Below are 22516 nucleotides of genomic sequence, written 5' to 3' on the forward strand. Positions count from 1 at the left end.
TCCTGACCCCACCATCATACCCCTGGGGATACACTGAACGGCGATGTCAACGACCTTCAGCGCCTGGCTCGCCCACAGCTCCGATGCGGACTTCGAGTCCTTCGCCCGGAGCCGCCGGGACCTGCTCCAGCCCGAGTCGCCGACGATCGGGGCGCTGGCCGCGGCCGCGTCCTCGCGCATCGGGGTCTCCCGCGGCATCGAGGCGCTCAGCGCTGCCGAGCTCGACCTCCTCATCGACCTCGCCACCGCGGCCCGCACGAGTCCCGACATCGACATCGGCTCCCTCACGCCCTCCCCCGCCGAGGTGGAGCTCATCCGCCTGCGCGACCTCGGTCTCGCGTGGCCGACGTCGACGCCGGGCTCCTGGAGGATCCAGTCCGAGGCGATCACCCTGCTGCCGACGTCGGCAGCCGAAGCCGCCCGGCCCCGCCCGTGGCAGACCTTCGCCGAGGCGGCGATCGATGAGTCTGAGACCGCGATCCCGCAGGCGCTTATCCACAACAGCGAACAGGCCGCCGTCGCCGAGGTGATCTCCTCCCTGCGCGGGCTCGTCGATGATCTCGACTCCGCACCGGTGTCCCGGCTGACCAGCGGCGGCATCTCGAAGCGCGACGTCGGTCGGCTCGCCCGCAGCCTCGAGCTCGAGAGCACCCACACGATCACCCTGCTGCTCGCGGCGAAGGCGCTCGGACTCATCGGCGTCCTCGACGACCCGCTCGACCCGCAGTGGACGGCGAGCGACACAGCACGCGAGGTCCTCTCCGGCGACCGCGCCGATACGTGGGCGGCACTCGTCACCGCCTGGCTGCGCGAATCCCAGGAGGTCACCCAGCTCGTCGCCGGGGCGAGTGCGAACGAACGCCTCACCGTGCTCGCGACGCCGAAGAGGTCCCTGTTCAAGGGCTTCGCCCAATCCGTGCCGACGATGCCGCTGCTGCGGTCCACGGTGCTCTCCGTCCTCCACGGCATCGGCCTCGGCTCCTCGCGCTCGGCGGCCTGGATCCACCGGGAGGTGCTCCGCACCCATCCCCTCCTACCCGCCCACGAGGCGGCGATCACCGAGGAGGTCCTGCGGACGACGGTCATGCTCGGTCTCGCGACGACCCCGCTCCAGCAGCCGAACCACTTCGGACCGAGCCGGTTCGGGTCGATGCTCGCCGCCGGCCTCGAGCGGGCGATGGCCGCTGAGGCCCGCCGTGACCCCTCCATCGCTCCCCTGGGTCTGAGCGTGGCCGCACTGGCGGTGCCCGCCGAGGTCACCGCCGAGGTCCGAGACGGTCTCGTCCCCGAGGTCGAGACCGTGCTCATCCAATCCGATCTCACGGCCGTGGCGACAGGACCCATCGACCCGCGGGTCCACCACATCCTCCGCCGCTTCGCCGTCGTCGAGGCCCGCGGTCAGGGCACCGTCTACCGGATCGATGCGGACACGGTCGAGGCGAGCATGCAGACGGGCATCGACTCAGCCGAGGTGCTCTCCCAGCTGCGGGAGATCAGTGCCGAGGAGCTGCCCTCGACGCTCGAGTTCCTTGTCACCAACACGGCGGCGAAGCTGCGCCGCGTCCGCGTCGCAGGCGCCCGCGCCGTCCTCGTCGTCGACGACCCCGTCGACCTCGACGTCATCCTCGCCGACCAGATCATGGTGCCCGCGAACCTCGAACGGCTGGCCCCGACCGTGGCGATCAGCCAGCTCGGTCCCGAACGGACCATGCACCTCCTCGAATCCGGGGACCACCATGCGCTCCTCCACTCCCCCGCCGGTCCCGCGCGCCGCCGGACGGTGATCACGCAGACCGAACCCGAGGTGACGACGAGGAGGCGGGCTCGGGTGAGCGACGAGCGCCTCGGCGAGTATCTGCGGATCCTCCGCTCTCCGGCCGGCGCGGCGAGCACACGCAGCGCCAGCGACGAACCGCTCGGACACCTCGACCGACTGCGGGAGGCTGCGGCGACGAAATCGCTCGTGACGATCCGGCTCGCCGATTCCCACGGGAACGAACGGGTGGTGCGGATGCAGCCGACGACGGTCAACGGGGGTCGGGTGCGCGGGACCGTGGTCACGACCGGCGCCGAGGCGTCGCTGTCGATCGCGCGCATCGTCAGCGTCGATCCGGTGCCGGACCCGGCAGCGCAGGCACCGGCGGACGGAGCCGACGGCACAGCCGGTACCGACGACACGGGCGGCCCCGACGACGCGGACGGGGCCGGGGAACAATCGGGACCGCGCGGGCGTTGACCACCTCGTTGTCACCTCGGCGAAGGAAGTGAATGAACGGACCCCTCATCGTCCAATCCGACCGGACCGTGCTCCTCGAATCTGGCCATCCCCTGGCCGTCGAGGCGGCCGTGGCGATCGCCCCGTTCGCGCAGCTCGCGCGCACCCCGGAGTACATCCACACGTACACGATCACCCCGCTGGGACTGTGGAACGCACGCGCGAGCGGGCATGACGCGGAGTCGGTCGTCGACGTCCTCCTCGAGTTCGCGAAGTACCCGGTGCCCCACGAGCTGCTCGTCGACATCGTCGACATCATGGACCGGTTCGGGGTGCTCACGCTCATCGACCACCCCCTCCACGGGCTCACCCTGACGTCGACGGAGACCGAGCTGCTCGACCGGCTCGTCGGCCAGCCCGACCTCGTCGGCAAGTTCGGCAGGCGCCTCGATGCCGAATCCGTCCTCGTCCACCCCTCCGAGCGCGGGGAGCTCAAGCATGCGCTCCTCCAGCTCGGGCACCCGGTCTCCGACCATGCCGGCTACGTCGACGGCGAAGCCCACGACATCGTGCTCAGCGACGACGCCCACGGCGGGCAGTGGCATCTGCGCGACTACCAGCGCGAGGCGATCGACCAGTCGCTGGCCGGGGAGTCCGGGGTCGTCGTCCTCCCCTGCGGGGCGGGCAAGACCGTCGTCGGGGTCGCGACGATGTCGCGGGTGCAGACGACGACGCTCATCCTCGTGACGAACTCGGTCTCGGCGAAGCAGTGGAAGGATGAGATCCTCGCGCGCACCACCCTGACCGAGGACGAGATCGGCGAATACTCGGGCTCGGTCAAGGAGATCCGACCGATCACGATCGCCACCTACCAGGTGCTCACAACGCGGCGGAAGGGCTCGTATCTCCATCTCGAACTCCTCGACGCGAAAGACTGGGGGCTCGTCATCTATGACGAGGTCCACCTCCTTCCGGCCCCGATCTTCCGGCTCACCGCGTCCCTGCAGGCGAGGCGGAGGCTGGGGCTGACGGCGACCCTCGTGCGCGAGGACGGCCGGGAGGACGAGGTGTTCTCCCTCATCGGGCCGAAGCAGTACGAGGTGCCGTGGAAGGAGCTCGAACGTCTCGGTTTCATCGCCACCGCCGCCTGCCATGAGGTCCGGGTGCGCCTCGACGGGGGCACCCGGACGGCGTACGCCCGCGCCGACGGGGAGGACCGCTACCGGTTGGCCGCGACTTCGGATGCGAAGCTGCCGATCGTCCGCAGCCTCGTCGCCGAGCACCCGGACGCGCAGATCCTCGTCATCGGGCAGTACCTCGACCAGCTCGAGGAGATCGGTGCGGAGCTCGACGCGCCCGTGCTCACCGGCCAGACCACGGAGTCGCAGCGCCAGCAGCTCTTCCGCGACTTCCGCTCCGGCGCCATCCGCGTCCTCGTCGTCTCCAAGGTCGCGAACTTCTCCGTCGACCTGCCCGCCGCCTCGGTGGCGATCCAGGTCTCCGGGGCGTTCGGGTCACGGCAGGAGGAGGCGCAGAGGCTCGGCCGCATCCTCCGCCCGAAGGAGGATGCCGGCTCGGCGACGTTCTACACCGTCGTCGCCGCCGACACCGTCGACGAGCACTTCGCCGCCCAACGCCGCCGGTTCCTCACCGAGCAGGGCTACAGCTACGACATCGAAGTCCGCTAGCCCTCGCGCTGCGGTTTCACCCGGTGACGCGGGGATCTCACCCGCGGGCATGGGACCTCACCCGCGGGCGCGGACGACGCAGCCCTCATCCCAGACCGGCTCGCTCGACTCGTAGACCTCGCCGTCGGAGCCGAAGACGAGGAACCGGTCGAAGTCCCGAGCGAACCAGCGGTCGTGGGTGACGGCGAGCACCGTCCCGTCGAAGGCGGCGAGTGCATCCTGGAGCGCCTCGGCGGAGACGAGGTCGAGGTTGTCCGTCGGCTCGTCGAGGAGGAGCAGGGTGGCCCCGGCGAGTTCGAGGAGGAGGATCTGGAACCTCGCCTGCTGCCCGCCGGAGAGCGAGTCGAAGGTCTGCTCGGCCGCCCCAGCGAGCTCGTAGCGGGCGAGCGCCCGCGACGCGGGTTCACGCGGCAGACCGCTGCGGTGCTCATCGCCGCGGTGAAGGATCTCAAGCAGGCTGCGCCCACTCAGGTCGGGCCGGCCGTGCGTCTGCGCGAACCACCCCGGGCGCACCCTCGCACCGAGCCGCACCCGCCCCTCGTGGTCGACGGCGGGGATGTCGATGTCGCTGACCGGCCGGTGCTCGGCCTCGGGGTCGGTGCCGCCGGCGGCGAGAAGGCGGAGGAAGTGGGACTTCCCCGACCCGTTCGACCCGAGCACCGCGACCCGGTCCCCGTAGTGGACCTCGAGGTCGAAGGGCAGCATGAGGCCGGTGAGCTCAAGACCGTCGGCGACGATCGCGATCTTGCCGGTCCGTCCCCCGCCGAGGCGGATGCCGAGGTTCTGCTCGCGCGGGATCGCCTCGGGCGGCCCCGCGGTTTCGAAGCGCTCGAGCCGTGTCTGCGCGGCCCGGTACCGTGAGGTCATGTCCGAGTTGTAGGCGGCTTTCTGCTTGTACATCTGGACGAGGGCGCGCAGCTTCGCGTGCTCTTCGTCCCAGCGTCTGCGCAGCTCCTCGAGCCGTTCGAAGCGGGCGGCGCGCGCCTCGTGGTAGGTGCCGAACCCGCCGGGATGGATCCATGCGGAATTCCCTGCCGCGGAGAGTTCGAGCGTGATGATCTCCGTTGCCGCCTGTGCGAGCAGCTCCCTATCGTGGGAGACGAAGAGGACGCTCTTGTCGGTCTCCCGCAGCTGGGCCTCGAGCCACCGTTTGCCCGGCACGTCGAGGAAGTTGTCGGGCTCATCGAGGATGAGGACCTCGTCGGTTCCGCGCAGCAGCGCCTCGAGGACGAGCTTCTTCTGCTCCCCGCCCGACAGTGTCGAGACGGCGCGGTCGCGGCACTTCTCGAACGGGACCCCGAGCGCCGAGGTGGTGCACGTGTCCCAGAGGACCTCGGCGTCGTAGCCGCCGGCGTCCGCCCATTCGCTCAGGGCGTTCGCGTAGGCCATCTGCACCTCGGTGGTCTCTCCGTCGGGTCCGAGCAGCCGCTGCTCGGCCCGGCGGACGACGGCCGCCGCTGTGCGGATCCGCTTCGGCGCCAACTCCTCGAGCGCCTCGGCGACGGTGTCAGCGGTGATGAACTGGCGCATGAGACCGACGGATCCGGTCCGGGAGACCGACCCGGACTCCGGGACGAGCTCACCGGTGAGGATCCGCAGCAGCGTCGTCTTCCCCGCGCCGTTGGCACCGATGAGAGCGGCCTTCGCCCCGTCGCCGAGGCGGAAGTTCACTCCCGAGAGCAGGGGACGGCCGTCGGCCAGGGTGAACGAGACGTCGCTGACTTCGATGTGGCCCATGCCCTCAAGCTATCAGCTGCGGTCTCAGCCACCTTCCGGGCGCTGAGGTCGACGCGGAATCGCCTCACACCTCGGCGAAGGCCTCCGAGCGGGCGACGACCTCACGGCTGCGGACCCGGCGGGCCAGCCGGGATTCGCCCCATTTGATGAAGACGACGCCGCCGAGGATGAACACGCCGCCGAAGAGCTGGATCGGGGCGGGCATCTCGGCGAGGAGGAGCCACGCGACTGCGACGGAGAACGGGACCTCGATGAGGTTGACGAAGGCCCCGACGGTCGCGCCGATGTAGCGCAGGCCGAGGATGCCGGTGATGTAGGCCCCGGCGGTGAAGAGGACGATGAGCGCCATCGGCAGCACCCACGAGGCCTGGACGCCGCCGAAGTCGACGTCGTGGACCGTCGCACCCCAGGGCATGACGCCGATGAGGACGACGACGCCCATGACGAGGGCACCCACGCCCATACCGAGCCCGGTCAGCGCAACCGGCGGCACGGTGATCGTGTCCTTGGCCGAGACGAGGAAGTACGAGGCGAGGCAGACCGCGGCGGCGAGCGCCATGACGACTCCGAGGATGCTGATCGAGGCGCCGCGGAGGTTGAGGACGAGGAGGAGGCCGATCATCGAGATGACGACTCCGATGAACGTCACGGTCGCCGGGCGGGTGCGGGTGCGCGCCCAGATCCAGAAGACGATGAGCATCGGCGCGGTCATCTCGAGCAGCAGGGCGACGGCGACGGTGAGGTGCTCGACGGCGACGAAGTAGAAGCCCTGCACCCCGGCCATCGAGACGAGTCCGTAGATGAGGACGGTGCGCCAGCTGCTGCGCACCTCCGCCCAGCGTCCGCGCAGCGCGATGAGGCTGGGGACGAGGAGGAGCAGGGCGGCGCCGACGAGGCGGATGAGCACGACGGCTCCGGGCGTCCACCCGACCGCGTACATCGTCTTCGCGATCGGTCCCGAGACCGCGAAGAAGAACGCCGAGGCGAGAGTGAGGACGAACCCCAGAATCACTGTGCGACTCATTCCTGACCTCCTGAAGTGTGTGTTCGCCGAGGCGGCTGACCGTTCCGTCGCAACGGATCGTCAACTGCGACTGACCGTTCCGACGTGCCGGACTGTCCCGCCGTGACGGGCGTCACTGCGGGTCAGGGGCGCATTCAGCGGTGAGTGCGAGCCCCTGTGCTGCCAGTATTCCGCAGCCGAATGAAATGAGTCAAGTGCATTTTGCTCCTTACAGGCTGTGGCACAATGGTCACCATCATGACTTTTGCCTACGACATCCGCTCGAACCTCACGATGCTCGTCGACCTCCTCAACACAGCAGGGACCATCGCCGAGGCGGGCGATGAGCTGACGACGACGGCGAACCTCCACGACTTCGCCTCCCGACACGACTTCTCGGGACCGCTGCGGGCGACGAAGAGCGACGTCGAGGAGACCCGGCGACTGCGCGACCGGTTCGATGCCGCCTTTGCGGCCGGACTCGACCCAGAGGTCGACAGCGACCGCGAGGCGCTCGAAGAGCGCATCGTCGCCGAGGTCAACCTCACCCTGCGCGAGACCGACGCCCTGCCGCAGCTCGTCCGCCACGACGACTGGGACTGGCACCTCCACGCGGTCGGCTCGAGTGCGAGCCTCGCCGATCGGGTCGCCGCCGACGTCGCGCTCGTCCTCATCGACCTCATCCGCTCCGGCGACCTCGACCGGCTCGGCCGCTGCGCGGCCGAAGACTGCCGGGCCTACCTCGCCGACCTCAGCCGCAACCGCTCGAAGCGCTTCTGCGACACCGGCAACTGCGCGAACCGCACCCACGTCGCGGCCTTCCGTGCCAGGCAGAGCGACGCCGAGCACGCGAACGGCTGACGACCGTCCGTCACCGCGCCGACAGGAGGGCCCGGGGCTGCAGTGCCTACGGCGGTCGAGCTCGGGGCGGCAGCGCCTGCGGGAGCTGATCCTGGGACAACCGGGCTTGCCGCACAGGGCCCGGGCTGAACGACTCACGGCGGAGGCGGACACAGAACCCGCGATGCCGCGCCCATTACTGAGCGCAAGTTGTGTGGACACTAAATTTTCCCGCAATTCAACTTCCCGTTCCTGAGAGCCTGAGAGCCGAATCGGACCCGAATCGACTTTCCTGGGAATTTTTCAGTGACCGAGGTCACATTCGCGTTCAGCTGACATTCACTTGACTCTCAGGGTCGCTCTCCACACTGGACGCATGAGCACACAGAATGACACCGACATCGAAGCGACCCTCCTCGTTGTCGACGATGAGCCCAACATCCGCGAACTCCTCTCGACGAGCCTGCGCTTCGCCGGCTTCGACGTCGTCTCCGCCGCCAACGGAGCCGAGGCCCTGCGACTGGCCGAGCAGACCAACCCCGACCTCCTCGTCCTCGACGTCATGCTGCCCGACATGGACGGGTTCACCGTTACCCGGCGCCTGCGCCAGATCGGCATGAACGCTCCCGTCGTCTTCCTCACCGCCCGCGACGACACCTCGGACAAGATCACGGGGCTGACCGTCGGCGGTGACGACTACGTGACGAAGCCCTTCAGCCTCGAAGAGGTCGTCGCCCGCATCCGCGCGGTGCTCCGCCGCACCCGCAGCCTCGAGGAGGAGGAGAACGCCGTCATCGTGGCTGGCGATCTCGAACTCGACGACGACACCCATGAGGTGCGCCGTTCGGGAATCCTCATCGACCTCTCCCCCACCGAGTTCAAACTGCTGCGCTACCTCATGCTCAACGCCAACCGCGTGCTCTCGAAGTCGCAGATCCTCGATCACGTCTGGGAGTACGACTTCGGCGGCGACACGGGCATCGTCGAGTCCTACATCTCCTACCTCCGACGCAAGATCGATGTCACCCCGGAGACCGACGCCGCAGGACACCCTGTGGAAATGGAGTGGACGCCGATGATTCAGACCAAGCGCGGTGTCGGTTACATGCTGCGCACACCGGAATCCAAGTAGTCCCCCAAGCGCGGGCGCTAGATTACTCACGTGGCACAACAATCCCGTCCCTCCCGACCGAGCTTCTGGGAGGAGTGGTCTCTGACCACCAAACTCCTCGGCATCATGATGCTCCTCATGCTCCTCGTCCTCTCCGGGACGAGCGCGTGGGTGCTGGAGAACCTCCGCGACAGTCTCATCGAACGCACTGATGAACGTCTCATCAGCGCCTCGGAGACGCTGGCGAAGCAGGCGTACCAGGACGTGTTCCAGCCGGCGCAGCTGCAGTCGACGGAGGACGGCAAGGGCGGGACCTCGGCGCCGACGACGATCGACTCGGATTCGTGGCGCCAGCTCAAGGATCTGCTCCCGGGCGGGTTCTACGTCCAGTTCTTCGACACCAAGGGCAACCCGATCAGCGACCCGGTCGCCCCGTCGCCGAAGAACCACCCGATCCTTCCCAAGGTCACCGAGGCCGACGTCTACGAGAAGGCCGGTGAGCCGTTCACGGTCGCCGGAACGAACTCGCAGTGGCGGGCACGGGCGATGAAGGTGCAGAACACTCAGGTACTCGTGACGATCGCGGTCCCCTTCGATCGCGAGATCGACAACATCAACGAGCGCGCCCGGAACACGATGATCGGCATCGGCCTGCTCGCGCTCGCGATGGTCGCCGGCATCGGGTACTGGGCGATCAACAACACCTTCCGCCCGCTGCGTGACATCGAGAAGACCGCGTCCCGGATCGCCGGCGGCGATCTCAGCCAGCGCGTGCCGACCTTCCCCCGCAACACGGAGCTCGGCCGGCTCTCGGCAGCGCTCAACACCATGCTCGGACGGATCGAGGATTCGTTCGACGGCCAGACCCGCTCGGAGAAGCGGATCCGGCAGTTCGTCTCCGACGCCTCGCACGAGCTGCGCACCCCGCTCGTGACGATCCGCGGGTACGCCGAGCTCTACCGGCAGGGCGCGATCACGAAGCCTGAGGACATCGGCCAGGCCATGGAGCGGATGGAGTCGGAGGCGAAGCGGATGGGCGTGCTCGTCGACGACCTCGTCGTCCTTGCCCGCCTCGACGAGCAGCGACCGGCGGAGATCGGACCGATCGACCTGTTCAAGGTCGTCCGCGACGCCGCCGCCGACGCCGCAGCCCAGGCCCCGGACCGGGACATCAGCTTCATCGGACTCGACGGATCCGATGCGCAGCCGGTGCCGCTTATCCGCGGCTCGGAGTCGAAGATTCGCCAGGTCATCGTCAACCTCGCCGGCAACGCCGTGCGGCACACGCCCGAGCAGGCGGCGATCGAATTCGCCGTCGGCGTCGTCGGTCTGCCGGATGACGCTGAGCGCAGGTCCAACGGCGGCGGGGACGACTCGGGCAAGCCGGGGGCGAAGGAGAAGTCCCGTGAGCGCGGTTTCGTCACCGGTGGAGTCCGCATCTTCCGCCGAGGCGACTCGAGCGGTGCCGATGCGGCCGACGCGCAGGAACCGGCGGGGATCGTCCCCAACGTCACGGCCGCAGGAACCCTGGCCGTCGACGATTCCCTGCGGGGGTTCCCCAACGGTCGGGTCCGCTTCGAGGTCCGCGACCACGGCGAGGGCATCGATCCGGAGATGGTCCCGCGGATCTTCGAGCGGTTCTACCGCCTCGACGTCTCCCGCACCCGGGACACCGGCGGATCGGGGCTCGGTCTCTCGATCGTCAAGGCGATCGTCGAGAACCATCACGGAGTCATCTCCGTCCACGAAACGCCAGGGGGCGGCGCGACCTTCCGCGTCGACCTGCCGATACCAGAGAACGAAGACAGTGCTCCAGACGCGCGAAAGGACGAGCGATGAGCAGCAACGACGGTAACACTCCCCGGAACCGGGGCAGGCACGGAGACGACGACTACCGCACGTTCCCTCGTCGCTCCTCCGAGGTCCCCCGCACCTTCCCCAGCGATTCGGTTGCCGACCGGTCGGACTCGACCTCGCCGAGGCGGGACTCCTATCCGTCGGGACCCGACACGTCCCAGCCGGGCCAGGGCTCAGGCCAGCCGACCCAGGGCCAGTCGGGTCAGGGGTCGGGGTCGTCGAGCTCCGGCTACGGCCAGGGTTCCGGACAGGCGGGCCCTCGATCCGATGAGTCGACCCGCAGCTACCCGGCGACGACCGGTTTCGGCGCCTCGGGTGGAGACGACCGGACCCGCGTCCAGCCGACCTATGTTCAGAACCCTGTGGACGGCAACGGCCGGGGCAGCGGTGCCTCCACCGGTCAGGGCGGCACGTACGGATCGAATCAGGGTGGCACGCACAACCCGTCCAGCGGCTACGGTCAGACCGGCGGCCACGGTCAGTCGGGCAACACCAGCCAGTCGGGCTACGGTCAATCGCGCGGCTACGACTCGAGCGCGCAGGGCAGCGCCACCGGCGGACACCCCTCCCCCGGCACCCCGTCGGACTCCCAGGGCCGGTCGTCGAACGCACCGGGTCAGTCATCGATCGCCCCGGGTCAGTCGTCGAATGTTTCGGGCGGCGCAGCAGCTGCGGGCTTCGGTGCCGCCGCCGGCTACGCGGCCGGACACCAGGGCTCCGGCGCCACCGGTCAGCAGGACTCAGCCGCATACGGAGCGCCTGGTCCCCACGGCTCCCAGCCGGGATCGTCCAGCGGCTACCCCGGTGCCGGAGCCTCCGGTCAGCCGGGCGCCGCAGCCGGTCAGTACGGATCCACCGGCTCAGCCCAGTACGGATCCGCCGGCTCCGGTCAGTACGGATCATCGACCGGGTCCTACGGCTCGGGCGGCCAGTACGACACGAGTGGTCAGGGCCAGTACGGCGCCTCCGGGCAGAGCCAGTATGCCTCGGCGGGCGCCAGCCCCTACGCCACCGACTCCTACGGCTCCGGAGGTCAGGGTCCGTACGGAGGCGGTCAGCAGCCTCGGCGGGAGAAGCGCGGACCGGGGTGGGGCGCGACGATCGCCATCGCCCTCATCGCCGCCCTCCTCGGCGGGGGTGCGGCGTTCGGCGGCAGCTATGCGGTGAGCGCGATGCAGGAAGGCACCGAGTCGAGGAAGGTCGCCGAGCAGACGATCGAGACGCCGGACTGGACCGAGGTCGCGAAGTCCGCATCCGAAAGCGTCGTCTCGATCCAAGCCGCCGCGAACGGTCGCGTCGTCGCCCTCGGATCGGGCTCCCTCTACGACGATCAGGGCCACGTCATCACGAACAACCACGTCGTCGCCCCCTCGGACACTCCGGGCGGCGAGCTCACGGTGACGATGAAGAACGGTGCGACGATGAAGGCCGAGATCGTCGGCCGGGATCCCTCGACCGACATCGCGATCATCAAGCTCGACCAGGTTCCCGAAGGCGTCAAGCCGCTGCCGATCGGCGATTCGAAGGCGCTGAGCGTCGGCGATCCGGTGATGGCGCTCGGCAATCCGCTGGGACTCGCCGACTCGGTGACGACCGGCATCGTCTCGGCCCTCGACCGACCCGTGACCACGGAGAACATCGGCGATGACGCGTCCTCGCAGCAGAAGGAGCTGACGATCACCAACGCGATCCAGACGGACGCGGCGATCAATCCCGGCAACTCGGGCGGCCCGCTCGTCGACGGCAACGGCAACTTCATCGGCGTCAACTCCGCTGCGGCGTCGCTCGGCCAGGGTGAGGAAGGTCAGCAGTCGGGGTCGATCGGCATCGGCTTCGCCATCCCCGCCTCGCAGGCGGTGATGATCGCCGATCAGCTCATCGCCACCGGCAAGGCTCAGCACCCGTTCCTCGGCGTCCGGCTCACCGACGGACAGATCAACACCGGTGGGATCACCCGCGCCAGCGCCAAGGTGCAGGCCGTCGAGCCGGGTTCTCCTGCCGCCAAGGCAGGGTTCCAGGACGGTGACGACGTCATCGCAGTGGGCGACACGAAGGTGACGAGCGCGATCTCGCTCCAGGCCCTCGTCCGCGCACAGCCGGTGAACACCCCGGTCGAGTTCACCATCGTCCGCGGAGGTCAGGAGCAGAAGCTCTCGGTCTCGCTCATCCTCCAGTGAGGGCTCATCCTCCAGGGAGTGCTCATCCTCCCCTGAGGAGAGCGGCCAGGGTGTGAGTCGGGTGCTCGGGTGAGGCCGGGTACCGGGTGAGGCGGACGGGTGCGATCACCTGTGTGCCAGCGCCTGGGGACAGATCCGGCACTCATGTGCTGGAAGGGTGTGGACGGTCAGGGACCGTCCACACCCTTCGTCGTCCGCCTTGCCCGCGGTCGTGGATCAGGCAACGCTGGACCCTGCCCCCACGACCATCGCCTCTCGCGGTGGCGACCATCGCAGGAGAAGGAGAAGCCATGAGTTTCGAAGTCGACGCCGAGCGCGTCTCGTCCGCAGCCACCGCCACCGCCGCCTCGTCGCAGGCCCTCGTAACGGAGTCGAACACGATGCTGCGCAACCTGCTCACGCTGCAGGAGTGCTGGAAGGGCAGCGCGGCACAGAACTTCCAGGCGGTCATCAACCAGTGGGAGGGCGCGCAGAAGCAGCTCTTCGAGTCGCTCAACTCCATCCACGGTGCCCTCGGCACCGCGGCGGCCCAGTACTCGGAGGTGGAGGCGGCGAACTCGCGGCTCTTCGCTCCGTGAGTCAGCCCACCGATCGGTGCCGGCCCCGCCGAGCGACCCCGGCCGGATGCTCCTCGGCGCACCCGGTTGCGGTCGTCCCGGGGCCCGCCCGCCCACGCTTCCTGCGCACTCTCGAGCACCGTGGCCGGGGGCTGCGCCGGGCGCGACACGCGGACCGATCTGTCCCTGTTTCCTCGTCTGCATCTGGGAAACTATCAGCCTTTATGAGTAGGCTGAAGGCGATAAGTTCACGGCGATCGAGGCCGGGAGACTCCTGGATGGGAGGTTTCCGTTCCGCGCTCGCCGGATCAGGACCAGAGCAGGAGTCGACAACGGTGAGCATCTTCCAACGAATCGCGACGATCTTCGGAGCGAAGGCGAACAAGGCCCTCGACAAGGCCGAGAACCCCAACGAAACCCTCGACTACTCGTACCAGAAGCAGCTCGAACTGCTGCAGAAGGTGCGCCGCGGCGTTGCCGACGTCGCGACCAGCCGCAAGCGCCTCGAACTGCAGATCAACCAGCTCGAGCAGCAGCAGAACAAGCTCTCCGGCCAGGCGCAGAAGGCGATGGAGATCGGACGCGAGGACCTTGCGCGCGAAGCGCTCACCCGCAAGTCCGGGCTGAGCCAGCAGATCACCGATCTCCAGACCCAGCATGAGGGTCTCCAGGGCGAGGAGCAGAAGCTCACGCTGGCCTCCCAGCGCCTCCAGGCGAAGGTCGATGCGTTCCGCACGCGCAAGGAGACCATCAAGGCGACGTACACCGCCGCCGAGGCGCAGTCGAAGATCGGCGAGGCGTTCTCCGGCATCTCCGAAGAGCTCGGCGACGTCGGCCTCGCTGTGCAGCGCGCGGAGGACAAGACCGCAGCCCTGCAGGCCCGGGCCGGTGCCGTCGACGAGCTCATCGCCTCCGGCGCCCTCGATGACGTCACAGGAACGCGGAAGGACGACATCAGCGCCCAGCTCGATGCGCTCTCGAGCGAGAACGACGTCGAGATGGAGCTCGCCCGCATGCGCGAGTCTCTTCCGGCCGGCGAGAAGAAGGACCAGAAGTCGCTCGAAGGCGAGGGCCAGTGATGATCATCCGGATCATGGGCGAGGGTCAGTTCGACGTCGCCGACGTCGATCAGGCGCTTCTGCAGAAGTACGACAACCAGGTCGAGCACGCTGTCGAATCCGGTGACACGGAGGAGGCCCGCACCGCACTGCAGGAGCTCCACGACTACGTCGTCAGCCACGGCAAGCCCGTCTCCGACGACTTCCTCGGCACGAGCGACGTCGTCGTCCCCTTCGTCGACGCCACCCTCGAGGAGATCTCCGAGCTGCTCACCGGCGAGGGGTTCATCCCCGACCCTGCCTGAGTCCGGTCCGCCCGACCGCCGAGGCTGCACTCCGGCCCTCCGCCCCGCAGCCTCCCGGTCCAACCGACCTCGACTCCACGATTTCCGGCCCGTCGCCTGATGCCAGGTGATGGGCCGGATGCGCACAACCCAGAGAGGACCCACGATGTCGAACCGCTTCGTCAAGGACAACGGACTCACCATGCGGATGGGGTGGACGATCTTCCTCAACGGGCTCATCTACGTCGTGCTCATCCTCGCTGTCTGGTGGATGCTCGGCGGCAGCACGACCGGTGTCATCATCGCCGTTCTCGTAAGCATCGGGGCGTTCTTCTTCCAGTGGTACTTCTCCGACTCGATCGCGATGAAGGCGATGGGGGCCAGAGAGGTCACCCCCGAGGAGGCACCCGAGCTCCACACGATGATCGACCGGCTCACGCAGCTCTCGGATTCGACGAAGCCGCGGGTGGCCGTGTCCAACTCGGCCGTGCCCAACGCCTTCGCCACCGGGCGCTCCCCCAAACGCTCGGTCGTCTGCGTGACCCGAGGCCTGCTCGAGAAGCTCGACCGAGAGGAGGTCGAGGTCGTCCTCGCCCACGAGCTCTCCCACGTCGCCCACCGTGACGTCACCGTGATGACGGTCGCCGGGGTCACCGGCGTCGTCGCCGCCCTGATGATGCGCGCCGGGTACTACATGACCCTCGGCGGACGCCGCGACAACAACGGCGGCATCCCCATCCAGCTGCTCTTCATCCTCGTCGGCGCCGTCGTCTACGGTCTCTCGTTCCTCCTCATCCGCAGCCTCTCCCGCTACCGCGAGCTCGCGGCCGATCGGGCCGCGGCCCTCCTCACGGGTCGACCCTCGGTGCTGGCCTCGGCGCTGACGAAGCTGAGCGGGGACATGAACAGGATCCCGGAGAAGGACCTGCGCGAGACCGCCTCGGCGAACCATCTCGCCCTCATCCCCGCCGCACATGGCAGCTCGGGATTCGGGGAGCTCTTCTCCACCCACCCCTCGCTCGACAAGCGGCTCGCCCAGCTGGCGAAGATCTCCGCGCAGCTCTCGAAGCCGGAATGACCGACCGCGCCCGGCTCGGGCCGCTGTCGGCTCCGGGCACCGCCACCGACACTCTCTAGGAGACCCATGGGCTTCTTCGACGCCATCCTCGGCCGCTCCAAGCCGAAGCGCGCCAACCTCGACGACCTCTTCGCTCTGCCGCCTGCGGCACTCACCCTGCAGGCGGCCACCGGTTTCGTCCCCACCGGTGTCGGTGCGGTCGTGTTCCGCCAGGTCGAAGGTGCGGCCTTCGATTCCGCCGAGGCAGAGAGCGTCGCGCTCATCAGCTCCGACCCGGCCGCGAGCGTGCGGCAGACGAACGACGGCTTCGGCTACACCTGGCAGGTCGTCACCGATTCCGACGCCGAGGTGGTCAACCTCGTGACGAACCTCCACGCCGTCAACGCGGCGCTGGTCAACCAGGGCTTCGACACGATGCTCCTGTGCTCGACCGTGTACTTCGCGCACCCGGACGGCAGGCGGCTGGCGCTCGTCTACCAGTACAAGCGCGGCACGTTCTACCCCTTCGCGCCGACCGGTCCCCGGCAGCGGGACAACGCGCTCGAGATCCAGGTCAAGGGCATCCTCTCCGGTGAGCTGCCCTTCGAGGACGACATGTCGCGCTGGTCCCCGCTCTGGGACGCGCCCGGACTCGACGAGACTCCCCGCGCCCTCGAGGGCTGAGCATACTCACACGGATATGATCTCGCCGCTTCGCGGCATTCCCCCGTCGAAGCTCATCGGCACCGGCTGCGCGTTGTCGAAGTCGAGCCGATCGACAGCCTGCACGTGCACATGGGGTTCGGTGCTGTTTCCGGAGTTGCCGACCCTGGCCACCGGCACACCGGGGGTCACGGACTGCCCGGGCACCACCATGGCGCTGTGCTGCTGCAGGTGGCAGAGGACGACGAAGGCCGAGCCGACGGCGATGACGACGTGATTGCCTGCCAGTTCCCGCCACCCGCCGGCCAACCTGGTGCGCTGGGAGGCTGCGTAGAGCAGCGAGGGGAACCCGCGATGGGTCCGGTGATCGGCGAGGCTGTCCTCGACGACGATGATCGCCCCGTGCGCCGGTGAGCAGAGCCTGCGACCGAAGCCGGGGAAGTGCTCAGGAACCTCCGTGCGCAACAGCGCGGCGACGGTGAAGGGAGCGGATCGCCCGCCCGCATCGACGGGGACGAAGTCGATCGCATGTGCGCTGCCGAAGAGCGTGGTGCCGTGGCTGGGCACACGGTCGGCAGGGCTGTTCTGGACCAGCCACCGACCCTGGAACGGGTAGACGCAGTCGATCGCCGCACCCGACCGGTCCGACGAGGACTCAGCAGGCACGGCGATCGACTCGCTGTGCTCAGTTCGGTGCGGATGGGACCAACATTCCTCAGTCCGTCTCTGCCCGGACCTCGAAGACCTCGCCGAGCGCCTCGACACGGTCACCGGGACGGATGGTCGCTCCTCGGCGGGTCTCGACCTCGCCGTTGACGAAGACGTCACCGGCGGCGATGAGATCCTTGGCCATCGCGCCGTGTTCGGCGACGCCGTGGAGTTTGAGGAGCTGGCCGAGCCTGATCGACTCGTCACGGATCGGAACGACGTCCATCAGAAGTCGAAGCCTCCGAAGTCGCCGAAGAGTCCTCCGCCGTCACCACCGTCGCCTCCGCCGAAGAATCCGCCGCCGTCACCACCGCCGACATCGCCGCCGCCGGCGTCTTCGCCGTCGGCACCCATGCCGTCCTGGTAGCCCTCGGCGTACGAGCCGTCCCAGCCGCCGCCCATGCCGCCGAAGAGCATGGCGCCCATGAGGACACCTGGCAACAGGCCGGAGCCGGCGTAGGAGTTGAAGTAGCCGCGGTTGTACTCGGCGTAGGCCGGGCCGGCCTCCCAGTAGGCGCGACGCGTGTGACCGTCACCGGTGACGACCTTGCGGACCGCGGGTTCGGCGCCGACGGCGACGCGCTCGGCATCGGCCGCGCACACGGGGACCGGGCGCAGCTGACCGCCGGCGGGAGCCCAGTCGATGTCCTCGACCGAAGGTCCGTGCTGCGGGTTGAAGAAGCATGGCGGGCGCCTCACGGGAAGCGGCTTGCCCTCGACGCGGGCACGCACGCACTTCGCGGCGTAGCGGCCGTCTTCGAGCGCCTCGGTGACATGACGGATGTCAGTGGGCTCCTCGACCTTCTCGAGGGTCTCCTTCGCCACATCGTAGGAATCGAGCGCCTGCTTGTAGTCCTGCGATCCGCCGGTGTCGAGTTCGACCCCGGACGTGAGGATGTCGAGTTCGGCGACCTCTTCGCCGAATTCGGTGACGTCCTCTTCCGCAGCCTTCTTCACCTGCGCGAGCTCCGCGGCGTGGAGCTCCTTCTGACGTTTCTTCTCCTTGCGGTGGCCGATGAAGAAGATGGCCCCGAGGACGATGAGTATGAACAGGAAAACTGTTCCCACGATCTCTGCCTCCCAGATGGACGGAACACTGCCCAGTATGCCCGATGAAACTGGCAAGCGACTGAGCCGCGCCCCTGTGCGCCCTCAGTCCCAGCCGCCCGTTGCCTGCGCGTGCCCGTCCCGATTCCCCGCCGAGGAGGTTCACCCGAACAGCCCCAACCCCTTGGCCAGAGTCGCCGCTCCCCCACCGAAGGCGAGGACGATCATCGCGATCCTCGCCGTCGTCGGCGGCAGCCTCCGCGCCAGCAGATCCCCGCCGAGGAGGCCGGCGACGAGCACGATTCCGATCCCCACCCAGATCGTCGGGTCGAGCCGCGGCCAGGCACCCTCGTCGAGGAGGGCCTTCGCGAGGATCGCCGACCCGGTGCCGACGACGAGGAACGGCTGCAGGGTCGCGGCGAACGGCCGCTGCTCCCACCGGGTGAGCACCGCATAGGCGCTCACCGCAGGGCCGCCGGCACCGGCGGCCGCCGACATCGTCCCGGAGACGAACCCCGAGGTGAACTGCGTCCCGAAGTTCGCAGGGATCGTCGCGCCGAAGCGGCCGATGATGAGGGAGACGGCGAGCGAGGCGATGATGAGCGCTCCGATGAGGATCTGCAGCGGCGCCGTCAGCAGGGCGGTCGTCAGGAGCGCTCCGGGCACGGTCCCGGCCACGGTGCCCACGGCCAGCTTCCAGAACACCGGCCACTCGACCTCGCGCCACGTGCGGGCGAAGACCGTGCCGCTGGCGATGATCCCGCAGAGGTTGACGAGGATGACGCCGGAGACCGGGTCGAGAAGGAGGACGAGGAACGGTCCGCTGACCAGCCCGAACCCCATCCCCGTCACCCGCTGTGAGAGTGCTCCGACAAAGACTGCGGCGAGGATGAGCACGACGACGGGTTCCACCAGAGAGAGTCTAGTGGCCGTTCAGGCCCCGTTCAGGGATGTCCGGGAGCGCGTCGGATTCGGCGCGAGATCCCAGGAACCGGGCCGCTCGTGCGGGGTTACAGTAAGAGGCATGGAAAGTCGTCCCCTCTGGTCCCGCTTCAGCGCAGACCCGCGCGCCTACGGCCAGGTCAGGGCTTCCGACGCCGATCGGGCCGTCGTCACCGACGTGCTCTCCGAGGCCTACGCCCTCGGGCAGATCGACGCCGGCGAGTTCGACGAGCGGATGGAGACGGCAGGACGCGTCAAGACTCTCGGCGAGATCCCCGACCTCGTCTCGGACCTCGTCGTCGCCGACGCTGAGGAGATCGACCCCGACCACCTCGACGAGGCTTCCCGCAAGCGAGCTCTCGCACAGCTCGACGACGAGCGGATCCCCATCACTCCGACCCAGATCCAAGCCGCTGCCGAGAAGTACTACCGCGACCGCGTCCGCCGCGCCCTGCTCGGCATGGTCGCAGGCCCTGTCGGTTTCACGCTCCTCATCTGGGCGGTCTCCTCGATCGCGACAGGCGCCTTCATCTTCTTCTGGCCGATCTTCATCATCCTTCCGACGTTCTTCGGAGCGGTCTCCCAGATCACCGGCAAAGACGAGATCATCCGCCGGCGGAAGAAGGAGCTGACGAAACGGGCCAGGGCCCACCTCGGCGATGAGGAGGCCAAACGTCAGCTCGAGGCGCCGCAGCGCGACGTCGAGGACGACGACGTGGCCTTCGGCCACGGACTCCAGCCCCCGCACCCTCCGATGCCGCCGTACGGGCCGGGCCAGATCGATCCCCGCGACGACGAGTTGCGCAGGCGGCGCGAGGAGCGCCGCCACCGCCGCGAGAACCCCTGGGACTGAGCTGTCCCGCGGTCGGCACCACACCGTCCGGCCACCTCGGCGAGAGCTCGTGAGACAGCCTCGGCGAGGGCCCGTGAGACCGCCTCGCGGAGACAGCGTCGCGGTGACAACGAGAAGAGCCGTGCCGGCGTCCCTGCGGACACCGGCACGGCTCGTCGAGCGCTGGGCTGATCAGAAGCCCATGCCGCCCATTCCGTCCATACCGGCAGCGGCTGCGTCAGCACCCGGTGCGGCCTTCTCGGGCTTGTCGGCGACGACCGACTCGGTGGTGAGGAACAGACCGGCGATCGACGCGGCGTTCTGCAGAGCCGAACGGGTCACCTTGACCGGGTCGTTGATGCCTGCGGCGAGCAGGTCCTCGTACTCACCGGTGGCGGCGTTGAGGCCCCAGCCCGGCTCGAGGTTCGCGACCTTGTCGGCGACGACACCGGCTTCGAGACCGGCGTTCGTGGCGATCTGCTTGAGCGGAGCCTCGATGCCGACCTTGACGATGTTGGCACCCGTGGCCTCGTCGCCGGTGAGCGAGAGGTCGTCGAAGGCGGCCTTGCCGGCCTGGATGAGGGCGACGCCGCCGCCGGCGACGATTCCCTCTTCCACAGCGGCCTTGGCGTTGCGCACGGCGTCTTCGATGCGGTGCTTCGTCTCCTTGAGCTCGACCTCGGTCGCGGCTCCGGCCTTGATGACGGCAACACCGCCGGCCAGCTTGGCCAGGCGCTCCTGCAGCTTCTCACGGTCGTAGTCGGAGTCCGAGTTCTCGATCTCGGCGCGGATCTGGGCCACGCGACCGGCGATCTCGTCGGCGTCTCCAGCACCTTCGATGATCGTCGTCTCGTCCTTCGTGACGACGACCTTGCGGGCGGTGCCGAGCAGGTCGAGGGTGACGTTGTCGAGCTTGAGCCCGACTTCCTCGGACACGACCTGGCCACCGGTGAGGATGGCGATGTCGGCGAGCTGGGCCTTGCGACGGTCACCGAAGCCCGGAGCCTTGACGGCCACGGACTTGAAGGTGCCGCGGATCTTGTTGAGCACGAGGACGGCGAGTGCTTCGCCCTCGACGTCCTCGGCGATGATCAGGAGCGGCTTGTTGGTCTGCTGGACCTTCTCGAGGACGGGCAGCAGATCCTTGACGTTCGAGATCTTCGAGTTGACGATGAGGATGTAGGGATCCTCGAGGACGGCTTCCTGGCGGTCGGTGTCGGTGACGAAGTAACCGGAGATGTAGCCCTTGTCGAAGCGCATGCCCTCGGTCAGTTCGAGCTCGAGTCCGAAGGTGTTGGACTCCTCGACGGTGACGACGCCTTCCTTGCCGACCTTGTCGATCGCCTCGGCGATGAGCTCACCGATCGCAGGGTCACCGGCGGAGATTCCGGCGGTGGCAGCGATCTGCTCCTTCGTCTCGATCTCGATGGCGTTGTCGAGCAGGACCTCGGTCACTGCGGCGACAGCCTTCTCGATTCCGCGCTTGAGGCTGAGCGGGTCAGCACCGGCCGCGACGTTGCGCAGACCCTCGCGGACGAGCGCCTGAGCGAGCACGGTGGCGGTGGTGGTGCCGTCGCCGGCGACGTCGTCAGTCTTCTTGGCGACTTCCTTGACGAGTTCGGCACCGATCTTCTCGTAGGGATCCTCGAGCTCGATCTCCTTGGCGATGGACACGCCGTCGTTGGTGATCGTGGGTGCGCCCCACTGCTTTTCGAGCACGACGTTGCGGCCGCGCGGTCCAAGCGTCACCTTGACCGCGTCCGCAAGCTGGTTGAGACCGGCTTCGAGTCCCCGACGAGCTTCTTCGTCGAATGCAATCATCTTTGCCATAGTGGCTTAGATCCTCCCTGATGGAGTGGACTGGGATCCCAGAGCAGTCGTCAGCGCCCGCGACGGCAGAGAGTGTGTCCGCATGTTCCATTCCACACGGGGACCACGCTCTCGAGACGACTGATGCGATCCCGTGGTTTTCACCACCACTAGATTTAGCACTCTCAGGGGGAGAGTGCAAACGAAATCCTCGCGGAGCCAGGAATTCCGGGGAGTCTCTGAGAAACGATGACGAGAAGCGACCGACGGCAGGTCGACGCGAACACGCGAGTCCGGGGCGGCGACCGCAGGCGACGGACGAGTCGCACCACCAGGGGGCGCGGTGAACGTCCGCCAGCAGTGCCCCACCGACCGACCGCGCGCGACCGGAGGACAGCCCCCAACCGACCGGCGTCGCCGCGACACCGCGGGGTGAGCCCCGCGCAAAATGCAGAGGCGCCGAGTCGTCATCGACTCGGCGCCTCGTGGCTCGATGTCCGCAGAGCCGACCGTCAGACGGCCATCGCAGCGGACCGATGACGCCGGCAGCGAAAACCGCGGCCCCGCGATCTGCGGAGATCGCGGGGCACGGTCGCGCACGGCTTCACGCCGGCGACATCAGACTCAGAGGAGGGTGACGGATTCCGCCTGGGGACCCTTCTGACCTTCTCCGACCTCGAACTCAACCTGCTGGCCCTCTTCGAGGGAGCGGTAGCCGTCCATCTGGATCGCGCTCCAGTGGACGAACACGTCCTGGCCGTCGCCTTCGAGGGTGATGAATCCGTAGCCCTTTTCGGCGTTGAACCACTTGACGGTGCCTTGTGCCATTACTTCTCCATAGAATGCAGTGTCATTTGAAATCCGCTTCCGACACAACGCAGTGCCGGAATCCGAACGCTAGTAAACCTCAACAGACCCCGCGATTTCTCTC

At 68.3% G+C, this 22516-nt stretch carries 20 protein-coding genes; 12 read left to right on the forward strand and 8 right to left on the reverse strand.

Annotation, left to right across the window (positions count from 1 at the left end; genetic code table 11):
- The first annotated feature begins 43 nt into the window (after positions 1-43).
- Together AC0VYB_RS14730 and AC0VYB_RS14735 are read left to right on the forward strand one after the other, a co-directional pair.
- Positions 44-2236, forward strand: a complete 2193-nt coding sequence (locus AC0VYB_RS14730; protein WP_475384786.1) for a helicase-associated domain-containing protein — start codon at positions 44-46, stop codon at positions 2234-2236.
- 32 nt (positions 2237-2268) lie between these two features.
- Entirely contained in the window at positions 2269-3903 is a 1635-nt protein-coding gene (locus AC0VYB_RS14735; protein ID WP_415711477.1) for a DNA repair helicase XPB, read from the forward strand.
- Between the two features lie 57 nt (positions 3904-3960).
- Here the strand turns inward: AC0VYB_RS14735 and AC0VYB_RS14740 are convergent, their stop codons facing one another.
- Positions 3961-5640, reverse strand: a complete 1680-nt coding sequence (locus AC0VYB_RS14740; RefSeq protein WP_101623557.1) for an ABC-F family ATP-binding cassette domain-containing protein — start codon at positions 5638-5640, stop codon at positions 3961-3963.
- A gap of 64 nt (positions 5641-5704) precedes the next feature.
- Positions 5705-6664, reverse strand: coding sequence for an EamA family transporter (locus AC0VYB_RS14745; protein ID WP_205772101.1), 960 nt, complete (start codon positions 6662-6664; stop codon positions 5705-5707).
- Positions 6665-6901: 237 nt separating this feature from the next.
- Between AC0VYB_RS14745 and AC0VYB_RS14750 the strand changes: the two genes are divergently transcribed.
- From AC0VYB_RS14750 to pspAB, 9 genes are all read left to right on the forward strand, one after another.
- The gene (locus AC0VYB_RS14750) at positions 6902-7504 is read left to right on the forward strand and encodes a CGNR zinc finger domain-containing protein (protein ID WP_040341326.1); all 603 of its coding nucleotides are present in this window, start codon (positions 6902-6904) and stop codon (positions 7502-7504) included.
- A gap of 355 nt (positions 7505-7859) precedes the next feature.
- A complete protein-coding gene (locus AC0VYB_RS14755) occupies positions 7860-8615 on the forward strand; it encodes a response regulator transcription factor (protein ID WP_101623555.1) in 756 nt (251 codons plus the stop codon).
- Between the two features lie 30 nt (positions 8616-8645).
- Entirely contained in the window at positions 8646-10433 is a 1788-nt protein-coding gene (locus AC0VYB_RS14760) for a sensor histidine kinase (RefSeq protein ID WP_009376433.1), read from the forward strand.
- Positions 10430-12628, forward strand: a complete 2199-nt coding sequence (locus tag AC0VYB_RS14765) for a trypsin-like peptidase domain-containing protein (RefSeq protein ID WP_101623554.1) — start codon at positions 10430-10432, stop codon at positions 12626-12628. The genes AC0VYB_RS14760 and AC0VYB_RS14765 overlap by 4 nt, the downstream gene beginning before the upstream one ends.
- A 290-nt stretch (positions 12629-12918) precedes the next feature.
- Entirely contained in the window at positions 12919-13206 is a 288-nt protein-coding gene (locus tag AC0VYB_RS14770; protein WP_009376435.1) for a WXG100 family type VII secretion target, read from the forward strand.
- A 314-nt stretch (positions 13207-13520) separates the two neighbouring features.
- Positions 13521-14264, forward strand: coding sequence for a PspA/IM30 family protein (locus AC0VYB_RS14775; protein WP_009376436.1), 744 nt, complete (start codon positions 13521-13523; stop codon positions 14262-14264).
- Complete coding sequence (gene pspAA / locus AC0VYB_RS14780) at positions 14264-14548, forward strand: PspA-associated protein PspAA (RefSeq protein ID WP_009376437.1); 285 nt, start codon at positions 14264-14266, stop codon at positions 14546-14548. Before AC0VYB_RS14775 ends, pspAA begins: the two co-directional genes overlap by 1 nt.
- A gap of 145 nt (positions 14549-14693) precedes the next feature.
- Positions 14694-15605, forward strand: a complete 912-nt coding sequence (gene htpX / locus AC0VYB_RS14785) for a zinc metalloprotease HtpX (RefSeq protein WP_009376438.1) — start codon at positions 14694-14696, stop codon at positions 15603-15605.
- Between the two features lie 66 nt (positions 15606-15671).
- Positions 15672-16268: a PspA-associated protein PspAB gene (gene pspAB / locus AC0VYB_RS14790; RefSeq protein ID WP_063248852.1), complete on the forward strand. Its 597-nt coding sequence runs from the start codon at positions 15672-15674 to the stop codon at positions 16266-16268.
- A gap of 6 nt (positions 16269-16274) precedes the next feature.
- Here pspAB and AC0VYB_RS14795 read toward each other — a convergent pair whose 3' ends face one another.
- The 4 genes from AC0VYB_RS14795 to AC0VYB_RS14810 all read right to left on the reverse strand — a co-directional run bounded on the left by AC0VYB_RS14795 (position 16275) and on the right by AC0VYB_RS14810 (position 18914).
- Positions 16275-16913, reverse strand: a complete 639-nt coding sequence (locus tag AC0VYB_RS14795) for a M23 family metallopeptidase (protein ID WP_259821505.1) — start codon at positions 16911-16913, stop codon at positions 16275-16277.
- Positions 16914-16962: 49 nt separating this feature from the next.
- On the reverse strand, positions 16963-17181 hold the full coding sequence (locus AC0VYB_RS14800) for an RNA-binding S4 domain-containing protein (protein WP_009376441.1): 219 nt from the start codon (positions 17179-17181) through the stop codon (positions 16963-16965).
- Entirely contained in the window at positions 17181-18023 is an 843-nt protein-coding gene (locus tag AC0VYB_RS14805; protein WP_101623550.1) for an OadG family protein, read from the reverse strand. Before AC0VYB_RS14805 ends, AC0VYB_RS14800 begins: the two co-directional genes overlap by 1 nt.
- 141 nt (positions 18024-18164) lie before the next feature.
- Positions 18165-18914 (reverse strand): sulfite exporter TauE/SafE family protein, encoded by a 750-nt coding sequence (locus AC0VYB_RS14810; RefSeq protein WP_095376251.1) that lies wholly within the window; start codon positions 18912-18914, stop codon positions 18165-18167.
- Between the two features lie 112 nt (positions 18915-19026).
- Here AC0VYB_RS14810 and AC0VYB_RS14815 point away from each other — a divergent pair, with 112 nt between their 5' ends.
- A complete protein-coding gene (locus tag AC0VYB_RS14815; protein ID WP_009376444.1) occupies positions 19027-19797 on the forward strand; it encodes a DUF1707 SHOCT-like domain-containing protein in 771 nt (256 codons plus the stop codon).
- Positions 19798-19968: 171 nt separating this feature from the next.
- Here AC0VYB_RS14815 and groL read toward each other — a convergent pair whose 3' ends face one another.
- Positions 19969-21606, reverse strand: a complete 1638-nt coding sequence (groL, locus tag AC0VYB_RS14820; protein ID WP_009376445.1) for a chaperonin GroEL — start codon at positions 21604-21606, stop codon at positions 19969-19971.
- Between the two features lie 603 nt (positions 21607-22209).
- Positions 22210-22413, reverse strand: coding sequence for a cold-shock protein (locus tag AC0VYB_RS14825; RefSeq protein WP_009376446.1), 204 nt, complete (start codon positions 22411-22413; stop codon positions 22210-22212).
- Positions 22414-22516 lie beyond the last annotated feature (103 nt).

Source organism: Brevibacterium sp. Z349TD_9 (assembly GCF_056173565.1).